Source organism: Candidatus Thioglobus sp., assembly GCF_028599055.1.
GTDB lineage: Bacteria > Pseudomonadota > Gammaproteobacteria > PS1 > Pseudothioglobaceae > Thioglobus_A.
In genome coordinates, this window is sequence record NZ_JAQRMS010000014.1 from 1 (window position 1) to 17,939 (window position 17,939).

Here is a 17,939-nt window from a genome sequence, read left to right on the forward strand (position 1 = left end):
CTCACCAGAGCACTGCCAGTTAATTGGCACAATTCGTCAATTAACTGGCAGTGCTCTGGTGAGTACCAGTGCGAATTTATCTGGTTATCCTGTTGCTCAAAATAGCTTAAAGTTGCGCCTTTATTTCAAGGGTCAATTAGACTATATAATTGCGCCTGTAACAACCAATAGTAATCCATCAAGCATTATTAATTTACACACGGGAGAGAAACTTAGATGATTGATCAAATTAAAGATTATTTGTTAGCTTTACAAGAAGATATTTGCATGCAATTGGAGCAAGTTGATGGTCAGGCTAAATTCATTAAAGATGAGTGGTCTAAGCCAAATGGTAGTGGCAATGGCTTAACTCGAGTGTTAACTGGTGGAGGTGTGTTTGAACAAGCCGGTGTTAACTTTTCAATTGTCCATGGTGACAATATGCCAGCCTCTGCAACAGCATTAAGGCCTGAGCTAGCAGGGCGTAGTTTTAGTGCCTTGGGTGTATCACTGGTTATCCACCCTAACAATCCATATGTGCCAACATCACATGCTAATGTGCGTTTTTTTGTGGCTGAAAAAGCTGGCGAAGATCCAATTTGGTGGTTTGGTGGTGGCTTTGATTTAACCCCGTATTACGGGTTTGATGAAGATGCTATTTTTTGGCATCAAAGTGCTAAAGCAGCTTGTGATCCTTTTGGTGAAGAGGTGTATGCTAAATACAAAAAATGGTGTGATGATTATTTTTATCTAAAGCATCGTGATGAACAGCGCGGTATTGGTGGTTTGTTTTTTGATGATTTGAACGAAGGTAGTTTTGAAGCATGTTTTGCTTTTATGCAAAGTGTGGGTAATAGCTATATTAAAGCCTATAGGCCAATTGTTGAAAAGCGTAAAGATACAGAATATGGCGATCATGAAAGACAATTTCAATTGTATCGTCGTGGCCGCTACGTAGAGTTTAATTTGGTTTATGATCGTGGCACGTTATTCGGCTTGCAAACAGGTGGACGTACTGAATCAATACTAATGTCCTTGCCACCATTGGTGCGTTGGGAATACCAATTCGAGCCAAAATCAGGCACACCGGAAGCGATGTTGTATGGAAAATTCTTAAAACCACAGGATTGGATTGATGCAAACTAATATTGATGTTAAAAGATTGTTATGCCCCATGCCGGTGATTCGTCTTGGTGAAATGATTGATAAAGTTAAGGTCGGAGACACTGTTGAAATGCTAGCAACTGATCCAGGTGTGCTTCATGATATACCGGCTTGGTGCAAGGTGCATGGTCACAAAGTGTTAGAGATTGAAGAAAAATCAGACGAGATCATACTTTTGGTGGAGAAAATAGGGTAGAATAATTCGCTGTTTTTGATGCAAATATAGTAGATATTTATTATATTACAATAAAGAAACACAGAATTTGAACGCAACGGCGCGCTCTGCTTGACAATGATTGTCAGTTAATACAAACAGTTACAAATAAAGGAGAAAATATGTCTGCACAAGATGTAATGAAGATGATTGAAGATAACGACGTTAAGTTCGTTGATTTTCGTTTTACTGATACTATAGGTAAAGAGCAGCACGTTAGTGTTCCAGCACACACCATTGACGCTGAAAAATTAGAAGAAGGTCAAATGTTTGACGGTTCTTCAATCGCAGGTTGGAAGCCAATTAATGAATCTGACATGATTATGAAGCCAGATACAACAACGGCTATTATGGACCCGTTCACTGAGCTTTCAACGTTAAATATCACCTGTGATATTATTGAATCAAACGACATGCAAGGCTACGAGAAAGATCCTCGTTCAATCGCTAAGCGTGCTGAAGCTTACTTAAACGAAACAGGTATTGGTGATACGGCATACTTCGGTAACGAGCCTGAATTTTTTGTATTTGATAGCGTTAAGTGGGACACAGGTTTTGGTCTTGGTAAAGCGTTTTATGAAATTCATTCTGAAGAAGCAGACTGGGAGTCTGGTTCTGATTTAGAAGGTGGCAACAAAGGTCACCGTCCAAGAATTAAAGGCGGCTACTTCCCAGTACCACCAGTTGATTCATTACATGATTTACGTGCGCAGATGTGTTTAGCGATTGAAGAAATGGGTGTGACAACTGAAGTACATCACCACGAAGTAGGTACAGCAGGCCAATGTGAAATTGGTGCATTATTTAACACAATGGTTAAGAAGGCTGATGAAACGCAAATTCTTAAGTACTGTGTTCATAACGTTGCTCACTTATACGGCAAAACAGCTACGTTTATGCCTAAGCCTATTGCGGTTGATAATGGTAACGGTATGCACGTTCACCAGTCAATTGCTAAAGATGGTAAAAACTTATTTGATGGTGATGAGTACGGTAACTTAAGTGAAATGGCACTACATTACATTGGTGGTATTATTAAGCACTCTCAAGCACTAAATGCATTTACAAACTCTTCAACTAACTCTTACAAGCGTTTAGTACCGGGTTTTGAAGCACCAGAAATGCTAGCATACTCTGCTAAAAACCGTTCTGCTGCGATTCGTATTCCTTTTGTGTCTAATCCAAGAGGTCGTCGTATTGAAGTGCGTTTCCCAGATCCTACAGCTAACCCATACTTAGCATTTGCTGCTATGTTGATGGCTGGCCTTGATGGTATCAAAAATAAGATTGACCCAGGTAAGCCAGGTGATGAAGATTTATACGAATTAACTGAAAAAGAAAAAGATGCTATTCCTAAGGTTTGTTCATCATTAGATCAAGCATTAAACGCGCTAGACCAAGATCGTGAGTTCTTGAAAGCGGGTGGTGTATTTACTGACAATGTAATTGATTCATTTATTGATCTTAAGATGGAAGAAGTGACAGCATTACGTGCGTCACCTCATCCGGTTGAGTTTGATATGTATTACAGCTGTTAATTCACCTTTCAGCTTAAATAAAAGCCGTACTTTTGTACGGCTTTTTTGTGTCTAAAATACCGGTAAAATAGCCAAAATATTATTAAACAATCTACTTATGAGTGATTTAAAACACGACTGGACATTGGAAGAAATTAACCAACTGTTTGCTATGCCATTTAACGATTTGTTATTTAAAGCACACAGCATTCATCGAGAGAATTTTGATCCAAACAAAGTGCAAGTATCTTCATTGTTAAATATTAAAACGGGCGCCTGCCCAGAAGACTGCTCTTATTGTTCACAATCATCCAAACATGATTCTGGTTTAGAACGTGAAAAGTTGATGCAAATTCAGCAAGTTAAAGAGGCTGCCAAAAAAGCCAAAGATTTAGGTTCTGAGCGCTTTTGCATGGGTGCTGCTTGGCGAAATCCAACGGATAAATCACTCGATTTGGTGATTGAAATGATTAAAGAGGTAAAAGATTTAGGCATGGAGTCTTGTGTGACGCTAGGCATGTTGAGTGAATCACAAGCAGCTAAGTTAAAAGAAGCAGGGCTTGATTACTACAACCATAATATTGACACCTCAAAAGAGCATTACTCTAATGTAATTACCACGCGTGAATTCCAAGATCGCCTAGATACCATTGATCATGTGCAGCAAGCTGGCATTAATGTTTGTAGTGGTGGTATTTTAGGCTTGGGTGAAACGGTTGAAGACAGAGCGTCTATGCTACAAACTTTGGCGAACATGGATCAGCATCCTAATTCGGTGCCAATTAATTTGTTAGTACCCGTACCAGGTACGCCATTCGAAACCATGGAAAAACCAAGCGACATTGATTTTATTCGTTCAATTGCTGTGGCTAGAATTTTAATGCCTAAATCGGTAGTACGTTTATCTGCTGGACGAACAGATATGAGTGAAACCATGCAAGCAAGTTGTTTCTTTGCTGGGGCAAATTCGGTATTTTATGGCGATGAACTGTTAACCACGCCAAACGTTACTCAAAGCAAGGATGAAGCCTTGTTTAAGGGTTTGGGTATTAACATGCATCAGCATCATTAATTAATTGGAGAATGGTATGAAAAAATCTTTATTAGCTTTGTTATTGACCGCTTTGGTGAGTGTTAACGCCACAGCTGAAACAAATAAATGTTCGAGTGGTTATGACAATCTTGAGCACTTGGGCGGTTGTTTGGGCAATGTGGTTGACTCTGGTATTGGTATTTTGGCTGACCTGCCAAGTGATGCCAAAGCTTGGTCAAATAAACAACATGTAAAAGCCAAGCAAAAAATAGAAAATATCAAAAATGATATTTGTGATAATACCAATCCAGTTAAAGAAGTGATTGTTGAAAAAATTGTCTATGTGGATAAGATTGTTGAGGTGCCAGCTAAAACTCAGGAGCGTCGCTGTGTTACCCAAAAGAAATCAGATAGATTTGGTAATACTAATGAAATAACCACCTGTACCGAGTGGCGATAGCGAGTGATTGAGTTTATAAAGGCCGCTTAAATGCGGTTTTTTTATGCCTGAAGTAATACCATATTCAATAAATAATTACACTAATACAAGCTCATCTTCACTGCATTTTTATTTATAAAAAATATAAGCCTTATCAATAAGTAAGGCTAGATTTTTTACCAACAAAACTACCATAAATCTAACCCTGTATTAATATAATTATTTATTGAATATGGTATAAGCTGCTAACAATATCACTTGCAGCAGTTGGTTTGGCCAATGCTAATGCACGGTTTGACATACTTTGCAATGCTTCATCAGTAAGATTTTGTAAGCTTTCTTCAAGCAACTCAATAGACAAATCTTTCTGTTCAATTAAGATACCAGCCTCAGCATCTGCCAGTATCTTTGCGTTGTAATATTGATGATTGTCAATAGCATGGGGTAACGGAATTAGGATGCTTGGTGTGCCACTTAGCATAAGTTCTGAAACAGTCATTGCACCAGCTCTGCACAACACTATATCGGCCCAAGCGTATGCTTTGGCCATGTCATCAATAAAGGCCGTTACTTTGACTGATTTTTTCTTATATTGAGATTGAACGTTCTCTAAATGTAATTGGCCAGTTTGATGCCAAATATTAATATTTATATCAAGTTTAGTTACCACATCATTAATTGGTTTTGAGCCGAGACTGCCACCCACAATTAACAAGTTAAGTTTCTTATTTTCCGCTATTAGATTAGCCACTTTGAAAGCCACTGGATTACCGACAGTGAGTGCATGAATTTTATCTTCAAAGGTGTTGTCAAAGGCTTGAAAAGTTTGCGTGGCAATACTTGAGAGTAGTTTATTAGTGGTACCAGTAATGGCATTTTGCTCATGAATAAATAAAGGCACTCTGAAAATCCAAGCAACCAGACCACCAATGCCTGAGGCAAAACCACCCATACCCAGAGCCACGTCTGGCTTAACTTTATAAAATACCTTGAACACTTGAAGGGTGGCTAGCGCTAATTGGAAGGGCGCTTTAAGTAAACTTATTAAGTTTTTGCCACGTAAGCCAACTGCATTAACGCGGTGCAGCTTGATGTTGTTATTTGGCACAATGGTATTTTCCATGCCATGTTTTGAACCTAGCCACTCAATATTAACACGGTGTTTTTTTAGCTCATTAACGATGGCAAGTGCTGGAAAAATGTGCCCGCCTGTGCCGCCCGCCATGATTAAAATTTTCTTATTAGACATAGTCTTTTTGTTTGGAATACTCACAACGACTCTCCATGTCTATTCTTAGTAAAATTCCGCAAGCAATTAATACAAATATCATACTAGAGCCACCATAACTAATTAATGGTAATGGAAAGCCTTTGGGAGGAATTAGACCTAAATTCATGGCGATATTAACGCTAAACTGAAGTGACAGCCAAGTACAAATGCCAAAGCCAACATAGGAGCTATATTTGCGTTTTTGTTTCAGCGCATCTTTGGCAATTTTAAAGCCTTTGAGCATAATGTAGCCAAAGCTAAAAATAACAAATAGCATGCCAATAATGCCAATTTCTTCACCAATAATGGAAAAAATCATATCCGTATGAGGTTCAGGCAATTTGGTGTATTTTTGAATACCGTTGCCTAATCCAACACCGGTCCAATCACCTCTGGCAATACCAATTAACGCTTGTTTGGTTTGATAGACTTTTTCACTATCATTAAGCCATAAGTCAATTTGCCAAAATTCTGTTAATCTTGCCCAGCGCACACCGCCATTTAGGCCATCAATGTAGAGTCCAATGCCAGCTAGGCTAAATAATCCGGTGCCAACAATGCTAAGTTGTTTTAGGTAGGCGCCGGCAGCAAAGAGCATGATTAGTGCGGTTAATGAGATGATGGCGGTAGCACCTAGATCGGTTTCCATTAGTAATAAAATGCCGGCTGAAGAGATAATAATGAGTGTTTTAACAAGCCCCATCCAAGGTTTTTTTACATCTTTTTCATGACGAATGAGAAAGTCAGCCATGTATAAAATCATGGCAATTTTCATCATTTCTGAAGGTTGAAACTTAAATATAACAAAGTTAATCCAGCGTGTAGAGCCGTTAACCGTGCGACCGATCGGCTCAGGTAAAAATACTAAAGCTAGGCAAACCAGGGTAAAAATAAAAAATTTCCTGGCATGTTGTTGATAAAAATATAGTGGTATTTTTAAGCAGGTGAAGGCCAGCATTAACCCTAGTGAGATAAAGATACTTTGTCGAGCAAAATAACCATAGCTATCAAAATGGCCTAATGAGGCTGAAAACGACATAATCCAGCCAAAGGTAAGCAGTACAAGAATGGCAATTGTTAAATTTTTATCGGGTAATAGTCCAGTTTTTTCAAACATTGAGTTGTTGTTGAGCTTGGAATTTACCCATTATTTTAACCCTCAACAGATCGTTCAAGCGTCCTAATCAATCTGATATTTGTTTTAGTTGTTTATTGCGTTTATGGGATAATGGTTGTTTTTCAAAAACCATCCTAAGTCCATGATTTCTACTGCTAATATCACCATGCAATTTGGTGAAAAACCTTTATTTGAAAATATCTCTATTAAGTTTCAAGGTGGCAATCGCTACGGCCTAATTGGTGCTAATGGCTGTGGAAAATCTACTTTTATGAAGATTTTAACCGGTGAGCTAAAGCCTAGTAATGGCACAGTGAGTATTAGCGAGGGTGAGCGTCTGGGTATTTTGCGTCAGGATCAATTTGCGTTTGAAGATTTTCGTGTGGTTGATACCGTTATTATGGGTCATGAAAAGCTTTGGGAAGTAAAAAAAGAAAGAGATCGTATTTACGCTTTACCTGAAATGAGCGACGCAGATGGTATTAAGGTGGGTGAGCTGGAAATGGAATTTGCAGAAATGGACGGCTATATGGCTGAGTCTTCTGCGAGTGAATTGCTATTAGGTTTAGATATCCCTGAAGATCAGCATTACGGCCTAATGAGTGAGATTGCACCTGGTTGGAAATTGCGTGTACTTTTGGCACAAGCTTTGTTCTCAGATCCAGAAATCCTACTATTAGACGAGCCAACTAACAACTTGGATATCAATTCAATTAGCTGGTTGGTTGATGTATTAAATGAGCGTAAAGCCACTATGGTGATCATCTCGCACGATAGACACTTTTTAAATGGTGTCTGTACACATATGTCAGATTTGGACTATGGTGCACTTAACACCTTCCCTGGTAACTACGATCAATTTATGATTGCCTCAACGGCGATTCAGGAAAAGATGCAAGCCGATAACGCCAAAAAAGAAGCCAAAATTAAAGAGCTAAAGCATTTTGTGTCACGATTTTCAGCCAATGCTTCTAAGTCAAAACAGGCAACTTCTCGTCAAAAGCAGCTTGAAAAAATTGAGCTTTCTGACATTAAACCTTCTTCAAGAATTAGCCCTTACATCATCTTCAAGCAAGAACACAAATTACACAGAAATGTATTAGAGGTAACTGGGTTAAATAAAAGCTTTACGGCGCAAGGGGGCGATAAAGACGCCAAACCTTTACATGTTTTAAAGGATATTGAATTTTTATTTGAAGTGGGTGAGCGTGTTGCTATTATTGGTCAAAATGGTATTGGTAAAACCACGTTATTGCGCACATTAGTTGGTGAAATTGAGCCAGATGCTGGCAAGGTTAAATGGAGTGAGAATATCAACATTGGTTATTATGCGCAGGATCACAGTGCTGATTTTGATCAAGATATGACTGTGCTTGATTGGATGGCTCAATTTAAACAGCCGAAGCAAGACATGCAAGACATGCGCGGTGTTTTAGGCAAGATGTTGTTTGGTAAAAATGACATTATTAAAAGTGTCAAATCACTTTCAGGTGGTGAAAAAGGTAGAATGTTATTTGGTAAGCTAATGTTGCAAAATCCAAATGTATTGGTAATGGACGAGCCAACTAACCACTTGGACATGGAATCAATTGAAGCACTTAACCTTGCACTAGAAAATTATGAGGGTACACTTATATTTGTGAGTCACGATAGAGAGTTTGTATCTTCATTATCTACCAAGGTAGTTGAACTAAAAGAAGATGGCATGCATTATTATTCTGGCAACTATGAGGATTACTTAAAGTCACAAAAATAGGCCTATGATTGCAACTGTATTGAGAAGATTTGTCGAGCGCCAGGGTTTTGATTCGGCGGCTATTTTATCTTTCGATACATTGTTTGCTATTGTGCCAGGCCTTGCGCTCGGTTTAAGTGTTTTTTCTTTATCACCTTATTTTGCCGATTTACAAAAACCATTAGAGCAGTTTTTGTTTACTTATTTATTGCCGCAAAATGTTGGTTTGGCACAAGACTATATTCAGCAATTTGTTGCTCAAGCGCAGTCTATTAAAGGCTATACCACGGTTTTTTTGATTTTTGCAGTAATGCTATTACTGTATGAAATTGATAAGCGTATTAATCTTACCTGGCATGATTCGCATCATCGCCATTGGATGGAAGGACTGGTTTCTTACTTGTTTGTTTTGTTTTTAGGCCCAATACTTTTAGGTGCATCGTTGTTCTTTAGTTCTTACGCCATGGCATCAGAGCTGTTTAATAATTTGCCAGTTATGCGCTACGCACCAATATTTACACCATTTGTATTATCCAGTTTTGGTTTTGCGCTGCTTTATTACTCCGTGCCATTAGAAAAGGTGCGCTTTGTTAATGCGCTAAAGGCGGGTGTGATTGCTGCGGTATTGTTAGAAGTTATTAAGTACGCCATGTTTGTCTACATTCAATATTTCCCAATTTATGAGCTTATTTATGGCGCCTTATCAATCTTGGTATTAGTTATGCTTTGGATTTACCTGGGCTGGGTAATTGTGTTGCTGGGTGCGAGTTTTTGTTATTGTTTTGAAAATAAAGACATAATCTAAGTGTGATGCAATTAGCGTAAAATTAGCAATCTTTAATCGTTTACTTTATTTATGTTCACAGGCATCATTCAAGCATTGGGCAGTATTAAAACTAAACTGGCTTATGACAAAGGTGCCGTTTTTAGTTTTAGCGCCCCAGACTTTGATTTTTCCAATATTGCCATAGGCGACAGTATTGCGGTTAACGGCGTTTGTCTGACAGCAGTTGAGATTGGTGATGATTTCTTTAAGGCAGATGTTTCTCAAGAAACCATTAATTGCACCATTTTCTCTGAGCTTGAAGAGGGTGATACGGTTAACTTAGAAAAAGCCTTAAGACTTAATCAAGGTATTGATGGACATTTGGTTAGTGGTCATGTTGACGGTGTGGCACAAGTAAGCGATTCTTTTAGTGAAGGTGAATCAACACGCTTTAAGATTGAAGCGCCGGATAATTTGGTAAAATACATTGCCAAAAAAGGCTCTGTCTGTATTAATGGCGTAAGCCTAACAGTTAATGATATTCAAGCTAATGAATTTGACTTAAATATCGTCCCTCATACATTGGCAGTAACAACACTCGGTACGCTAAAAAAAGGCAGTCGAGTTAATTTAGAGGTGGATATTATTGCACGTCATCTAGAGCAATTATTACAAGGTAAGTAGGCATTATGAAAGCAAGTATTGAAGAAATATTAGAAGATTATAAGCAAGGAAAAATGATCATCCTAATGGATGATGAAGATCGCGAAAATGAAGGTGATCTGATTATTCCTGCAGCCACGTGTACCAAAGAGGATATTAACTTTATGGCCACACACGGCCGTGGTTTGATTTGCTTAACCTTGACTCAAGAGCGTTGTAAGCAGCTTAACCTGCCACTGATGGTGGCGCAAAATAATGATGCAAACGGCACCAACTTTACCGTATCAATCGAGGCAGTAGAAGGGGTAACAACTGGAATTTCAGCAGCAGATAGAGCCAAAACTGTACTTGATGCAGTAGCACCAAATGCCACACCAGAAGATATTGTTCAGCCAGGGCATATTTTCCCGTTAATGGCTCAACCAGGTGGTGTATTGATTCGTGCTGGTCATACAGAAGCAGGCTGTGATCTTGCGCGTCTGTCAGGCTTTGAACCAGCTTCGGTGATTGTTGAAATTCTTAATGAAGATGGCACAATGGCACGTCGTGACGATCTTGAAATTTTTGCCAAAAAACATAATATTAAGTGGGGCACGATTGAAGATTTAATTTCATATCGTGTTGAGCATGAAAAAACCATTGAGCGTATTAATGAGCGCCCATTTACAACCGATCATGGCACGTTCAAAGTGGTTTCATTTCTAGATAGCATTCATAACGAAACTCACCTGGCATTAGTCAAAGGTAAGATTGACGACAACAGCAACACTTGCGTTCGCGTACACATGGAAGATACCTTTAAAGATGTTTTAAAAGAAAGTTCGAGCAGTTTTAGTGTGGATGATGCATTAAAGCATATTACCAAAGCAGAATCTGGCGTGTTGTTACTGCTTAGAAAGCAAACTGATCAATCTATTTTGCAAAATATTGATAATGTTTCAAGAGATAGTGGTGACGATATTAAGACCTACGGAATTGGTGCACAAATCTTATCTGACTTGGGCGTGAAAAAAATGAAACTATTGGGCTCACCAAGAAAACTACACGGTCTTAAGGGCTTCGGTTTGGAAGTGAGTGAATACGTAGAAATTAACAAATAAAGGATTTAAATGCAATTTCAATTTGACAAAAACGCTAATAGTGACTTTTTAAAAGACAGCAAAGTTGCCATTATTGTGGGTTATTTTTACCAAGATATTGGCGATAAGTTGTTAGCGTCTGCACAAGAAACGTTGGCTAAATACGGCATTGATGAAAATAATGTTAATGTATTTTATGCGCCTGGTGCTTTTGAAATTCCACTTCTGGCTAAACGCATTGCAGCGCAACAAGCCAATGGTAAAAATTTATACGATGGTATTGTGACATTGGGCGCTGTTATTAAAGGTGAAACCCCGCACGATGTTTATGTGTGTAATGAGTGCGCTAAAGGTGTTGCTGAGGTATCTTATCAATTTGAAGTGCCAACAACATTTGGCGTACTAACCACGCTTAACATGGATCAAACCATTGGTAGAGCAGGCGGTTACAAAGGTAATAAGGGTGAAGAAGCCACCATGGCCATGATTGAAATGCTTTATTTAACAAAGCAAGCTGACACTCAAGCGTTTTAAATTATGGCATTCAAAACTCCAAAACACCGCTCTCGTGAGCGTGTGGTTCAAGCCATTTATCAATACACCGTTTCAGGTGGTGAAGTGTTGCAAATTGAGCAGCAATTCTTAAATCAGAAAGAAGGAAAAATATCAAAAGCGTTTTTCTCAAATTTATTCATCAATATTCTTAAAAATAGAACGCAGCTTGATGAGCTAATCGCCCCAACGCTTTCCAGAGAAACTGATGAGCTAGGCGCTGTCGAACATGCAATCTTGTATTTGGGTGCTTATGAGCTTCAAAACAGCATTGAGGTGCCTTATAAGGTTGTAATTAATGAAGCGCTTGAAATTGCCAAATTGTACGGTGCAGAAGGTGCATTTAAATTAATTAATGCTTCATTAGATCGATTAGCTAAAAAGCTTCGCAGTATTGAAATCAACGCCTAATACGGTTAATAATCCTCTAGATAAGCTGCCTGAAATTCTTAGGCAGAATCTTAAGAAAAATTTATGCGTGTGTAACGAAGTTAAGAAAATTGACATTATCAATGCGATTGCCAATGGGGCAAATACCGTGATGAAGGTTCGAGATCAAACTTTTGCTACAAGCGGTAATGGCTGCTGCACTAGACAAGTTGAGCGACTTATTGAGTGTATTCACACCTCAGAATAAGTTCGATATTCTTCGAGCATAGGTCAAGAAGTTGAAGGCATACCCCACTTGGAAATGTATTACTCCAAATTTGGCGAAAGTAATCTTTCTGCTTGATCCACCGAAATGCCTTTTCTACTGGCGTAATCTTCCACTTGTTCTTGGTTGGTCTTTTATGATATTATTAATCATCAAAATTTAAATATTAGGATTTAAAAAAAAATGAATACAACAGCGTTAATAAATGAAGCGGTATCGTTACCTATTGAAGATCGAACTCTAGTTGTTGAGTCTCTACTAAAAAGTTTGAATCATCCAGAAGAAAAAATTGATGACCAATGGTCAAAGCTTGCTACAAAAAGACTAAAAGAATTACAAAGCGGCAAAGTAAAAGCGATTGATGGCATTCAAGTTTTCAATAAAATTTGGAAGAGATTTAGTTAGTGAATTTTTCATTTCATCCAGAAGCAGAGATAGAATTAAATGAAGCGATTGATTATTATGAGAACATTTACTCTAACTTAGGTTTAGATTTTGCCAACGAGGTTTATGTTGCTATTCAGCGTTCAGTGTCTTTACCAGAGGCTTGGGCGATAATTGATGGCAATATTAGACGCTCTTTGGTAAATAGATTTCCGTTTGGAATCTTGTATTCTAAAGAGGACGATAAAATATTGGTTATTGCAGTAATGCATCTTAATCGTCTTCCAAACTATTGGAAAGATAGGGCGTAGTGCCAAACAAAAAGTAAGCGGGTTACTCCAAATTTGGCGAAAGTAATCTTTCCGCTTGATCCACCGAAATGCCTTTTCTACTGGCGTAATCTTCTACTTGTTCTTGGTTGATTTTGGCCACACCAAAATAACGCGATTCAGGATGGGCAAAATACCAGCCACTAACTGAGGCTGTTGGCAGCATAGCGTAAGAGCTAGTAAGTGTCATCCCGGTATTTTTCTCAACATCGAGTAATTCCCATAGCTTATCTTTCTCACTATGTTCAGGGCAAGCAGGATAGCCTGGGGCAGGGCGGATGCCGCGGTATTTTTCTTCAATAAATTCATCATTGTTAAAGTTTTCGTCACTGTATCCCCATAGTTCAGTTCGGAATTTATAATGCATCATTTCTGCAAACGCCTCAGCAAAACGATCGGCTACCGCCTTGATCATAATTGAATTGTAATCATCATGCTCGGCTTCATAAGCCTCAACCAGTGGATCAATATTAATGCCGGCTGTAACGGCAAATGCACCCATGTAGTCTTGTACGCCACTGTCTTTCGGGGCGATAAAATCACTCAGGCAGAAGTTTGGTGTATTGCCTTTTTTATCTAATTGTTGGCGTAAGTGATTAAGTGTCATGATGGTGTCGCCATTTTCATCACTAAGCTGAATATCTTCATTGACACTATTTGCTGGGAAGATACCCACAACTGCATTAGCTTGTAAAAGCTTCTCATTGATGACTTTTTTGAACATGGCTTTAGCATCTTCAAATAAGGCAGATGCCGACTCACCCACTACTTCGTCAGTGAGAATATCAGGGAATTTACCCGCGAGCTCCCAAGTACGGAAAAATGGCACCCAGTCAATAAACTTGAAAATTTCATTCAAGTCGTAATCTTCAAATACATGAACGCCGAGTTTGTTAGGTATTGTAATCTGATCAAACTTTAACTGAGGCTTATTACTTCTAGCTGCTTCAAGACTGATAAGCTTGCTTTTGCCTTTATTGGCACGGCGAACACGTACTTTTTCATACTCTTTTTTGGTATCTTCCATTAAGGCAGGTTTGAGTTTGTTTGATAGTAGCGAGGTGGCCACACCTACTGCTTTAGAGGCATCTTTGACGTAGAACACACCTTTGTCGTACTCTGGCTCAATTTTAACGGCTGTATGCGCAATGGAGGTGGTAGCGCCACCAATCAATAGTGGTAGCTCAAAGCCTTGACGTGTCATCTCTTTGGCAACAAACACCATTTCGTCGAGTGATGGAGTGATTAGCCCAGACAAGCCAATAATGTCCACATTTTCTTTAATGGCGGTTTCTAGAATGGTTTCAGTAGGTACCATCACGCCGAGATCAATAATTTCGTAGTTGTTACAAGAGAGTACAACGCCAACAATGTTTTTACCAATGTCATGCACGTCACCTTTAACAGTCGCCATGAGGATTTTTCCTTGGGTGTTGGAGGCGCAATCTTGTTTTTCAGCCTCTAGGAAAGGATCAAGATAGGCAACAGATTTTTTCATCACTCGAGCAGATTTAACCACTTGTGGCAAAAACATCTTGCCGTCACCAAATAGATCACCAACCACATTCATACCATCCATTAACGGACCTTCAATAACCAGAATAGGGCGGCCTAATTTATCCAACGCCTCTTGAGTGTCTTCGTCAATAAATTCAGTAATTCCTTTAACCAAGGAATGCTCTAAGCGCTTTTCAACTGGCCAAGTGCGCCATTCCAAATCTCTTTTGTTTTCTTGGGCTTCACCAGTGCCTGAGAATTTCCCGGCAATATCTACCAGGCGCTCACCGGCGTTTTCATCGCTATTGAGCACCACATCTTCCACAGCTTTTTTCAGCTCTGGATCGATATCATCATAAACCACCAACTGACCAGCATTCACAATACCCATGGTCATGCCAGCTTTTACCGCGTGGTATAAAAATACCGAGTGAATGGCTTCACGCACAGGGTTGTTACCCCTAAAGGAGAAAGAAACGTTAGATACACCACCAGATACTTTAGAGTAAGGCAGGTTTTGGGTGATCTCACGTGTGGCTTCAATAAAGTCTACACCGTAGTTATTGTGCTCTTCAATACCGGTTGCTACCGCAAAAATATTCGGATCAAAGATAATATCTTCAGCTGGGAAATTGACTTCATTGACTAGTATGTTATAAGCTTCAGTACAAATCTCAATTTTGCGTTCTTGGGTGTCCGCTTGGCCAACCTCATCAAATGCCATGACAATAATAGCCGCACCATAGCGCTTACATAAGTTGGCATATTTAACGAAATTATCCTTGCCTTCTTTAAGCGAGATAGAATTAACAATCGGCTTACCTTGTGTACATTTTAAGCCGGCTTCAATAATATCCCATTTGGATGAATCCACCATTAGTGGTACTTTAGAAATGTCAGGCTCAGAGGCGATAAGATTCATAAAACGAACCATCGCTGCCTTGCCATCCAACATGCCTTCATCCATGTTGATATCAACCACTTGTGCGCCATCTTCTACTTGTGCACGACAAATATCCAGCGCCTCTTCATACTCTTCATTAAGAATAAGACGTTTAAACTTGGCCGAGCCAGTAACGTTGGCACGTTCACCCACATTCACAAATAAGGCGTTCTCGCCAATATTAAAAGCTTCCAATCCTGAGAGACGACATTCCGGCGCAATATCTGGAATCTGTCTTGGGGCTAGGCCATCGATGGCATTAGCAATTGCTTTAATATGTTCTGGCGTCGAGCCACAACAACCACCCAAAATATTAACTAAACCAGAAGCTGCCCATTCACCCACTTGTTCACTCATGGTGATTGCACCTAAATCGTACTCACCAAATTCATTTGGCAAGCCAGCATTTGGATGTGCTGATACATAAGTGTCAGCCACGCGTGACATTTCAGCCACATATTGGCGCAATAAATCAGGGCCTAAGGCACAGTTAAGGCCAATGGATATCGGCTTAGCGTGGCGCAATGAGTTATAAAACGCTTCGGTCATTTGCCCAGAAAGCGTACGACCTGAGGCATCAGTAATGGTGCCAGAGATCATAATCGGCAATTCGGTATCATCCTGCTCAAATACTTCTTGCACGGCAAAAATAGCGGCCTTGGCGTTTAGTGTGTCAAAAATGGTTTCGATAAGGATAATATCCGCACCACCTTCAATCAAACCGCGGGTGGACTGCATATACACACCAACCAATTCATCAAAGGTAACGTTTCTAAAACCAGGGTCGTTAACATCAGGTGAGAGTGAACAGGTGCGCGAAGTAGGGCCGATAACACCAGCAACAAACCTTGGCTTGTCATCAGTTGAAAATTCCTCACAAGCAGCTTTGGCTAAGCGCGCACTTTCTACATTAATCTCATACGCTAGCTCTTCCATTTCATAATCACTCATGGAGGTTTTGGTGGCGTTAAAAGTATTGGTTTCTACAATATCTGCACCAACCTCTAAATACGAGCGATGGATGTCTTGAATAATTTTAGGCTGTGTAAGTGACAGCAAGTCGTTATTACCTTGAACTAAAGTAGGCCAATCTTTAAAACGTTCACCACGATAGTCTGCTTCGCTGAGTTTGTGTTTTTGAATCATGGTGCCCATAGCGCCATCTAAAACCATGATTCTTTGCTTTAAAATTGATTGTAATAACTTTGTTCTATTCATGTTTTGCATTATACCCACAGGCCATTACTTCAGCTTTATAATGACATGGTCAAATGGTTCATAATAATTATGTTGATTATTCATAACAACGGGAAGAGAAAATGAAAAAAATAGTGGTTGCAGGCTTACTAGTTAGTAGTCTTAGTGCTCAGGCCTTTTTAGACTTTAATAGTTACGGCCCTGGCTATGATGATAATGATTGGCCGATTTGGACGCCAATGTACTGGATGGAGAAAATGACTGATGATGATAAGTTTAGTCAATATGGCTACCCATACAATAATCGCCCATTTAATGTTGGCGCATCACAATTCAACATGTCACAAATGCCAACCCCTGATCAAGCCTACCGCGCTGAATCGCCAGCAACACCAGCGCCTACTTACATGACACCAGCAGCCATGTCATTTGCCAATCCTAATAGGTCAGCGCAAATGCAGCCAGTGCATTTACAAAGCCCTTATTCACAAAACTATAATTTTGTTGAACCAAGAAGACCAAGCTGGCGTGGTTTTTAATTATAATAAAGCTTGCAAATATATATTATCATGTTATAATATAGTTTCTTAAATAATTTAGATATGGAGATAAGACAATGAAAAAACTTTTAGCAATCGCATTAGTTGCTGCTTCTTTAAGCGCAAACGCGTTTTTTAACAACAACGATATGCCATGGAACAATGGCTACAACAACTACGGTTACCAAGAAGATAACGGTATGTTTGGTTACAACCCATACGATTACTGGGATCCACGTTGGTACATGGAAGAAATGTCAAACATGGTAGATGAGTTTGATGATGAATTCAATAACAACAACAACGGTTGGAACAACAATAACTTTAACGGTTACAACCCATACAACAACTTTAACAACCCATACAACAACTTTAACAACCCTTGGAACAACACAAACGCTCCTCAAGCGCCAGTTGCACCAGCTAAGTAAGTTTTAGTTAGTTTGATAAAAGCCAGCACACGTTGCTGGTTTTTTTTCGTCTAATGAAAATGCCGAGCAGCTTATGGAAGTGGTTTATAATAAACTTTTTTAATGCAAACAATCAACGAGGGGAGAGTATGAAGAAAATCATCGCAACGTCACTAATGGTGGCAGCGCTTAATGCATCAGCAGGTTTTGGCAATGGTCCATGGGGCAATAACGGCTGGAACAACAACCAAGATAACGGCTTCATCGCCCATAATCCTTATTCTATGTTCACACCAGATTGGTTTAGTGAAGAAATGGATGACATGATGGATGAGTTTGATTTTAACAATAACAATAATCGTGGCCCATGGGGTAATAATTTTAGCAATAATGGCCCTTGGAATAACAACTTTAACAACCGTGGTCCTTGGAACAATAACGGCCCGTGGCAAAATAG

20 protein-coding genes and 1 pseudogene are annotated in these 17,939 nt (G+C 39.3%); 18 read left to right on the forward strand and 3 right to left on the reverse strand.

Annotated features, from left to right (window positions below):
• The 6 genes from PSN35_RS01865 to PSN35_RS01890 all read left to right on the forward strand — a co-directional run.
• A partial coding sequence (locus tag PSN35_RS01865) for a Sua5/YciO/YrdC/YwlC family protein (protein WP_300028729.1) occupies positions 1 to 220 on the forward strand: 220 nt, incomplete at its 5' end.
• Positions 217 to 1,125: an oxygen-dependent coproporphyrinogen oxidase gene (gene hemF, locus PSN35_RS01870; RefSeq protein WP_300028730.1), complete on the forward strand. Its 909-nt coding sequence runs from the start codon at positions 217 to 219 to the stop codon at positions 1,123 to 1,125. The genes PSN35_RS01865 and hemF, both read left to right, overlap by 4 nt.
• Positions 1,115 to 1,339: a sulfurtransferase TusA family protein gene (locus PSN35_RS01875; protein WP_300028731.1), complete on the forward strand. Its 225-nt coding sequence runs from the start codon at positions 1,115 to 1,117 to the stop codon at positions 1,337 to 1,339. The genes hemF and PSN35_RS01875 overlap by 11 nt, the downstream gene beginning before the upstream one ends.
• Before the next feature lie 140 nt (positions 1,340 to 1,479).
• The gene (glnA, locus tag PSN35_RS01880; protein WP_300028733.1) at positions 1,480 to 2,895 is read left to right on the forward strand and encodes a type I glutamate--ammonia ligase; all 1,416 of its coding nucleotides are present in this window, start codon (positions 1,480 to 1,482) and stop codon (positions 2,893 to 2,895) included.
• 97 nt (positions 2,896 to 2,992) lie between these two features.
• Positions 2,993 to 3,946 carry a biotin synthase BioB gene (bioB, locus tag PSN35_RS01885; RefSeq protein WP_300028735.1) on the forward strand — a complete coding sequence of 318 codons (954 nt, stop codon included), beginning with the start codon at positions 2,993 to 2,995 and terminating at the stop codon, positions 3,944 to 3,946.
• 16 nt (positions 3,947 to 3,962) lie between these two features.
• On the forward strand, positions 3,963 to 4,367 hold the full coding sequence (locus PSN35_RS01890; protein ID WP_300028737.1) for a hypothetical protein: 405 nt from the start codon (positions 3,963 to 3,965) through the stop codon (positions 4,365 to 4,367).
• Between the two features lie 202 nt (positions 4,368 to 4,569).
• Here the strand turns inward: PSN35_RS01890 and murG are convergent, their stop codons facing one another.
• Both murG and PSN35_RS01900 read right to left on the reverse strand, forming a co-directional pair.
• On the reverse strand, positions 4,570 to 5,595 hold the full coding sequence (murG, locus tag PSN35_RS01895; RefSeq protein ID WP_300028739.1) for an undecaprenyldiphospho-muramoylpentapeptide beta-N-acetylglucosaminyltransferase: 1,026 nt from the start codon (positions 5,593 to 5,595) through the stop codon (positions 4,570 to 4,572).
• Positions 5,588 to 6,733, reverse strand: a complete 1,146-nt coding sequence (locus PSN35_RS01900; RefSeq protein WP_300028741.1) for a putative peptidoglycan glycosyltransferase FtsW — start codon at positions 6,731 to 6,733, stop codon at positions 5,588 to 5,590. Before PSN35_RS01900 ends, murG begins: the two co-directional genes overlap by 8 nt.
• 142 nt (positions 6,734 to 6,875) lie before the next feature.
• Here PSN35_RS01900 and PSN35_RS01905 point away from each other — a divergent pair, with 142 nt between their 5' ends.
• From PSN35_RS01905 to PSN35_RS01945, 9 genes are all read left to right on the forward strand, one after another.
• Positions 6,876 to 8,489 carry an ABC-F family ATPase gene (locus PSN35_RS01905; RefSeq protein WP_300028743.1) on the forward strand — a complete coding sequence of 538 codons (1,614 nt, stop codon included), beginning with the start codon at positions 6,876 to 6,878 and terminating at the stop codon, positions 8,487 to 8,489.
• 4 nt (positions 8,490 to 8,493) lie between these two features.
• The gene (locus PSN35_RS01910) at positions 8,494 to 9,273 is read left to right on the forward strand and encodes a YihY family inner membrane protein (RefSeq protein WP_300028745.1); all 780 of its coding nucleotides are present in this window, start codon (positions 8,494 to 8,496) and stop codon (positions 9,271 to 9,273) included.
• Between the two features lie 51 nt (positions 9,274 to 9,324).
• A complete protein-coding gene (locus PSN35_RS01915) occupies positions 9,325 to 9,918 on the forward strand; it encodes a riboflavin synthase (RefSeq protein WP_300028747.1) in 594 nt (197 codons plus the stop codon).
• A 2-nt stretch (positions 9,919 to 9,920) separates the two neighbouring features.
• Positions 9,921 to 10,997: a bifunctional 3,4-dihydroxy-2-butanone-4-phosphate synthase/GTP cyclohydrolase II gene (gene ribBA / locus PSN35_RS01920; RefSeq protein WP_300028764.1), complete on the forward strand. Its 1,077-nt coding sequence runs from the start codon at positions 9,921 to 9,923 to the stop codon at positions 10,995 to 10,997.
• 9 nt (positions 10,998 to 11,006) lie between these two features.
• The gene (gene ribH, locus PSN35_RS01925; RefSeq protein WP_300028749.1) at positions 11,007 to 11,510 is read left to right on the forward strand and encodes a 6,7-dimethyl-8-ribityllumazine synthase; all 504 of its coding nucleotides are present in this window, start codon (positions 11,007 to 11,009) and stop codon (positions 11,508 to 11,510) included.
• A gap of 3 nt (positions 11,511 to 11,513) precedes the next feature.
• Positions 11,514 to 11,939 (forward strand): transcription antitermination factor NusB, encoded by a 426-nt coding sequence (nusB, locus tag PSN35_RS01930; RefSeq protein WP_300028751.1) that lies wholly within the window; start codon positions 11,514 to 11,516, stop codon positions 11,937 to 11,939.
• Positions 11,923 to 12,165 (forward strand): (2Fe-2S)-binding protein, encoded by a 243-nt coding sequence (locus PSN35_RS01935; RefSeq protein WP_300028752.1) that lies wholly within the window; start codon positions 11,923 to 11,925, stop codon positions 12,163 to 12,165. Before nusB ends, PSN35_RS01935 begins: the two co-directional genes overlap by 17 nt.
• A gap of 201 nt (positions 12,166 to 12,366) precedes the next feature.
• Positions 12,367 to 12,588, forward strand: a complete 222-nt coding sequence (locus PSN35_RS01940; RefSeq protein WP_300028754.1) for an addiction module protein — start codon at positions 12,367 to 12,369, stop codon at positions 12,586 to 12,588.
• Positions 12,588 to 12,878: a type II toxin-antitoxin system RelE/ParE family toxin gene (locus PSN35_RS01945; RefSeq protein WP_300028756.1), complete on the forward strand. Its 291-nt coding sequence runs from the start codon at positions 12,588 to 12,590 to the stop codon at positions 12,876 to 12,878. The genes PSN35_RS01940 and PSN35_RS01945 overlap by 1 nt, the downstream gene beginning before the upstream one ends.
• A 22-nt stretch (positions 12,879 to 12,900) precedes the next feature.
• Here PSN35_RS01945 and metH read toward each other — a convergent pair whose 3' ends face one another.
• Complete coding sequence (gene metH, locus PSN35_RS01950; protein WP_300028758.1) at positions 12,901 to 16,554, reverse strand: methionine synthase; 3,654 nt, start codon at positions 16,552 to 16,554, stop codon at positions 12,901 to 12,903.
• A 101-nt stretch (positions 16,555 to 16,655) separates the two neighbouring features.
• Between metH and PSN35_RS01955 the strand changes: the two genes are divergently transcribed.
• The 3 genes and pseudogenes from PSN35_RS01955 to PSN35_RS01965 form a co-directional block, all read left to right on the forward strand.
• On the forward strand, positions 16,656 to 17,072 hold the full coding sequence (locus PSN35_RS01955) for a hypothetical protein (protein ID WP_300028760.1): 417 nt from the start codon (positions 16,656 to 16,658) through the stop codon (positions 17,070 to 17,072).
• A 77-nt stretch (positions 17,073 to 17,149) separates the two neighbouring features.
• Positions 17,150 to 17,503 carry a hypothetical protein gene (locus PSN35_RS01960; RefSeq protein WP_300028762.1) on the forward strand — a complete coding sequence of 118 codons (354 nt, stop codon included), beginning with the start codon at positions 17,150 to 17,152 and terminating at the stop codon, positions 17,501 to 17,503.
• 128 nt (positions 17,504 to 17,631) lie between these two features.
• A pseudogene (locus PSN35_RS01965) lies at positions 17,632 to 17,939 on the forward strand (hypothetical protein); the annotation flags it as partial.

Excerpts from the sequence above, each read along its gene's own strand:
- metH (WP_300028758.1), bottom strand. The coding sequence starts at position 16,554 with ATGAATAGAACAAAGTTATTACAATCAATTTTAAAGCAAAGAATCATG.
- murG (WP_300028739.1), bottom strand. The coding sequence starts at position 5,595 with ATGTCTAATAAGAAAATTTTAATCATGGCGGGCGGCACAGGCGGGCAC.
- PSN35_RS01890 (WP_300028737.1), top strand. The coding sequence starts at position 3,963 with ATGAAAAAATCTTTATTAGCTTTGTTATTGACCGCTTTGGTGAGTGTT.
- PSN35_RS01910 (WP_300028745.1), top strand. The coding sequence starts at position 8,494 with ATGATTGCAACTGTATTGAGAAGATTTGTCGAGCGCCAGGGTTTTGAT.
- PSN35_RS01955 (WP_300028760.1), top strand. The coding sequence starts at position 16,656 with ATGAAAAAAATAGTGGTTGCAGGCTTACTAGTTAGTAGTCTTAGTGCT.
- hemF (WP_300028730.1), top strand. The coding sequence starts at position 217 with ATGATTGATCAAATTAAAGATTATTTGTTAGCTTTACAAGAAGATATT.
- PSN35_RS01905 (WP_300028743.1), top strand. The coding sequence starts at position 6,876 with ATGATTTCTACTGCTAATATCACCATGCAATTTGGTGAAAAACCTTTA.
- ribH (WP_300028749.1), top strand. The coding sequence starts at position 11,007 with ATGCAATTTCAATTTGACAAAAACGCTAATAGTGACTTTTTAAAAGAC.
- glnA (WP_300028733.1), top strand. The coding sequence starts at position 1,480 with ATGTCTGCACAAGATGTAATGAAGATGATTGAAGATAACGACGTTAAG.
- PSN35_RS01940 (WP_300028754.1), top strand. The coding sequence starts at position 12,367 with ATGAATACAACAGCGTTAATAAATGAAGCGGTATCGTTACCTATTGAA.
- nusB (WP_300028751.1), top strand. The coding sequence starts at position 11,514 with ATGGCATTCAAAACTCCAAAACACCGCTCTCGTGAGCGTGTGGTTCAA.
- PSN35_RS01960 (WP_300028762.1), top strand. The coding sequence starts at position 17,150 with ATGAAAAAACTTTTAGCAATCGCATTAGTTGCTGCTTCTTTAAGCGCA.
- PSN35_RS01900 (WP_300028741.1), bottom strand. The coding sequence starts at position 6,733 with ATGTTTGAAAAAACTGGACTATTACCCGATAAAAATTTAACAATTGCC.
- bioB (WP_300028735.1), top strand. The coding sequence starts at position 2,993 with ATGAGTGATTTAAAACACGACTGGACATTGGAAGAAATTAACCAACTG.
- PSN35_RS01875 (WP_300028731.1), top strand. The coding sequence starts at position 1,115 with ATGCAAACTAATATTGATGTTAAAAGATTGTTATGCCCCATGCCGGTG.
- PSN35_RS01915 (WP_300028747.1), top strand. The coding sequence starts at position 9,325 with ATGTTCACAGGCATCATTCAAGCATTGGGCAGTATTAAAACTAAACTG.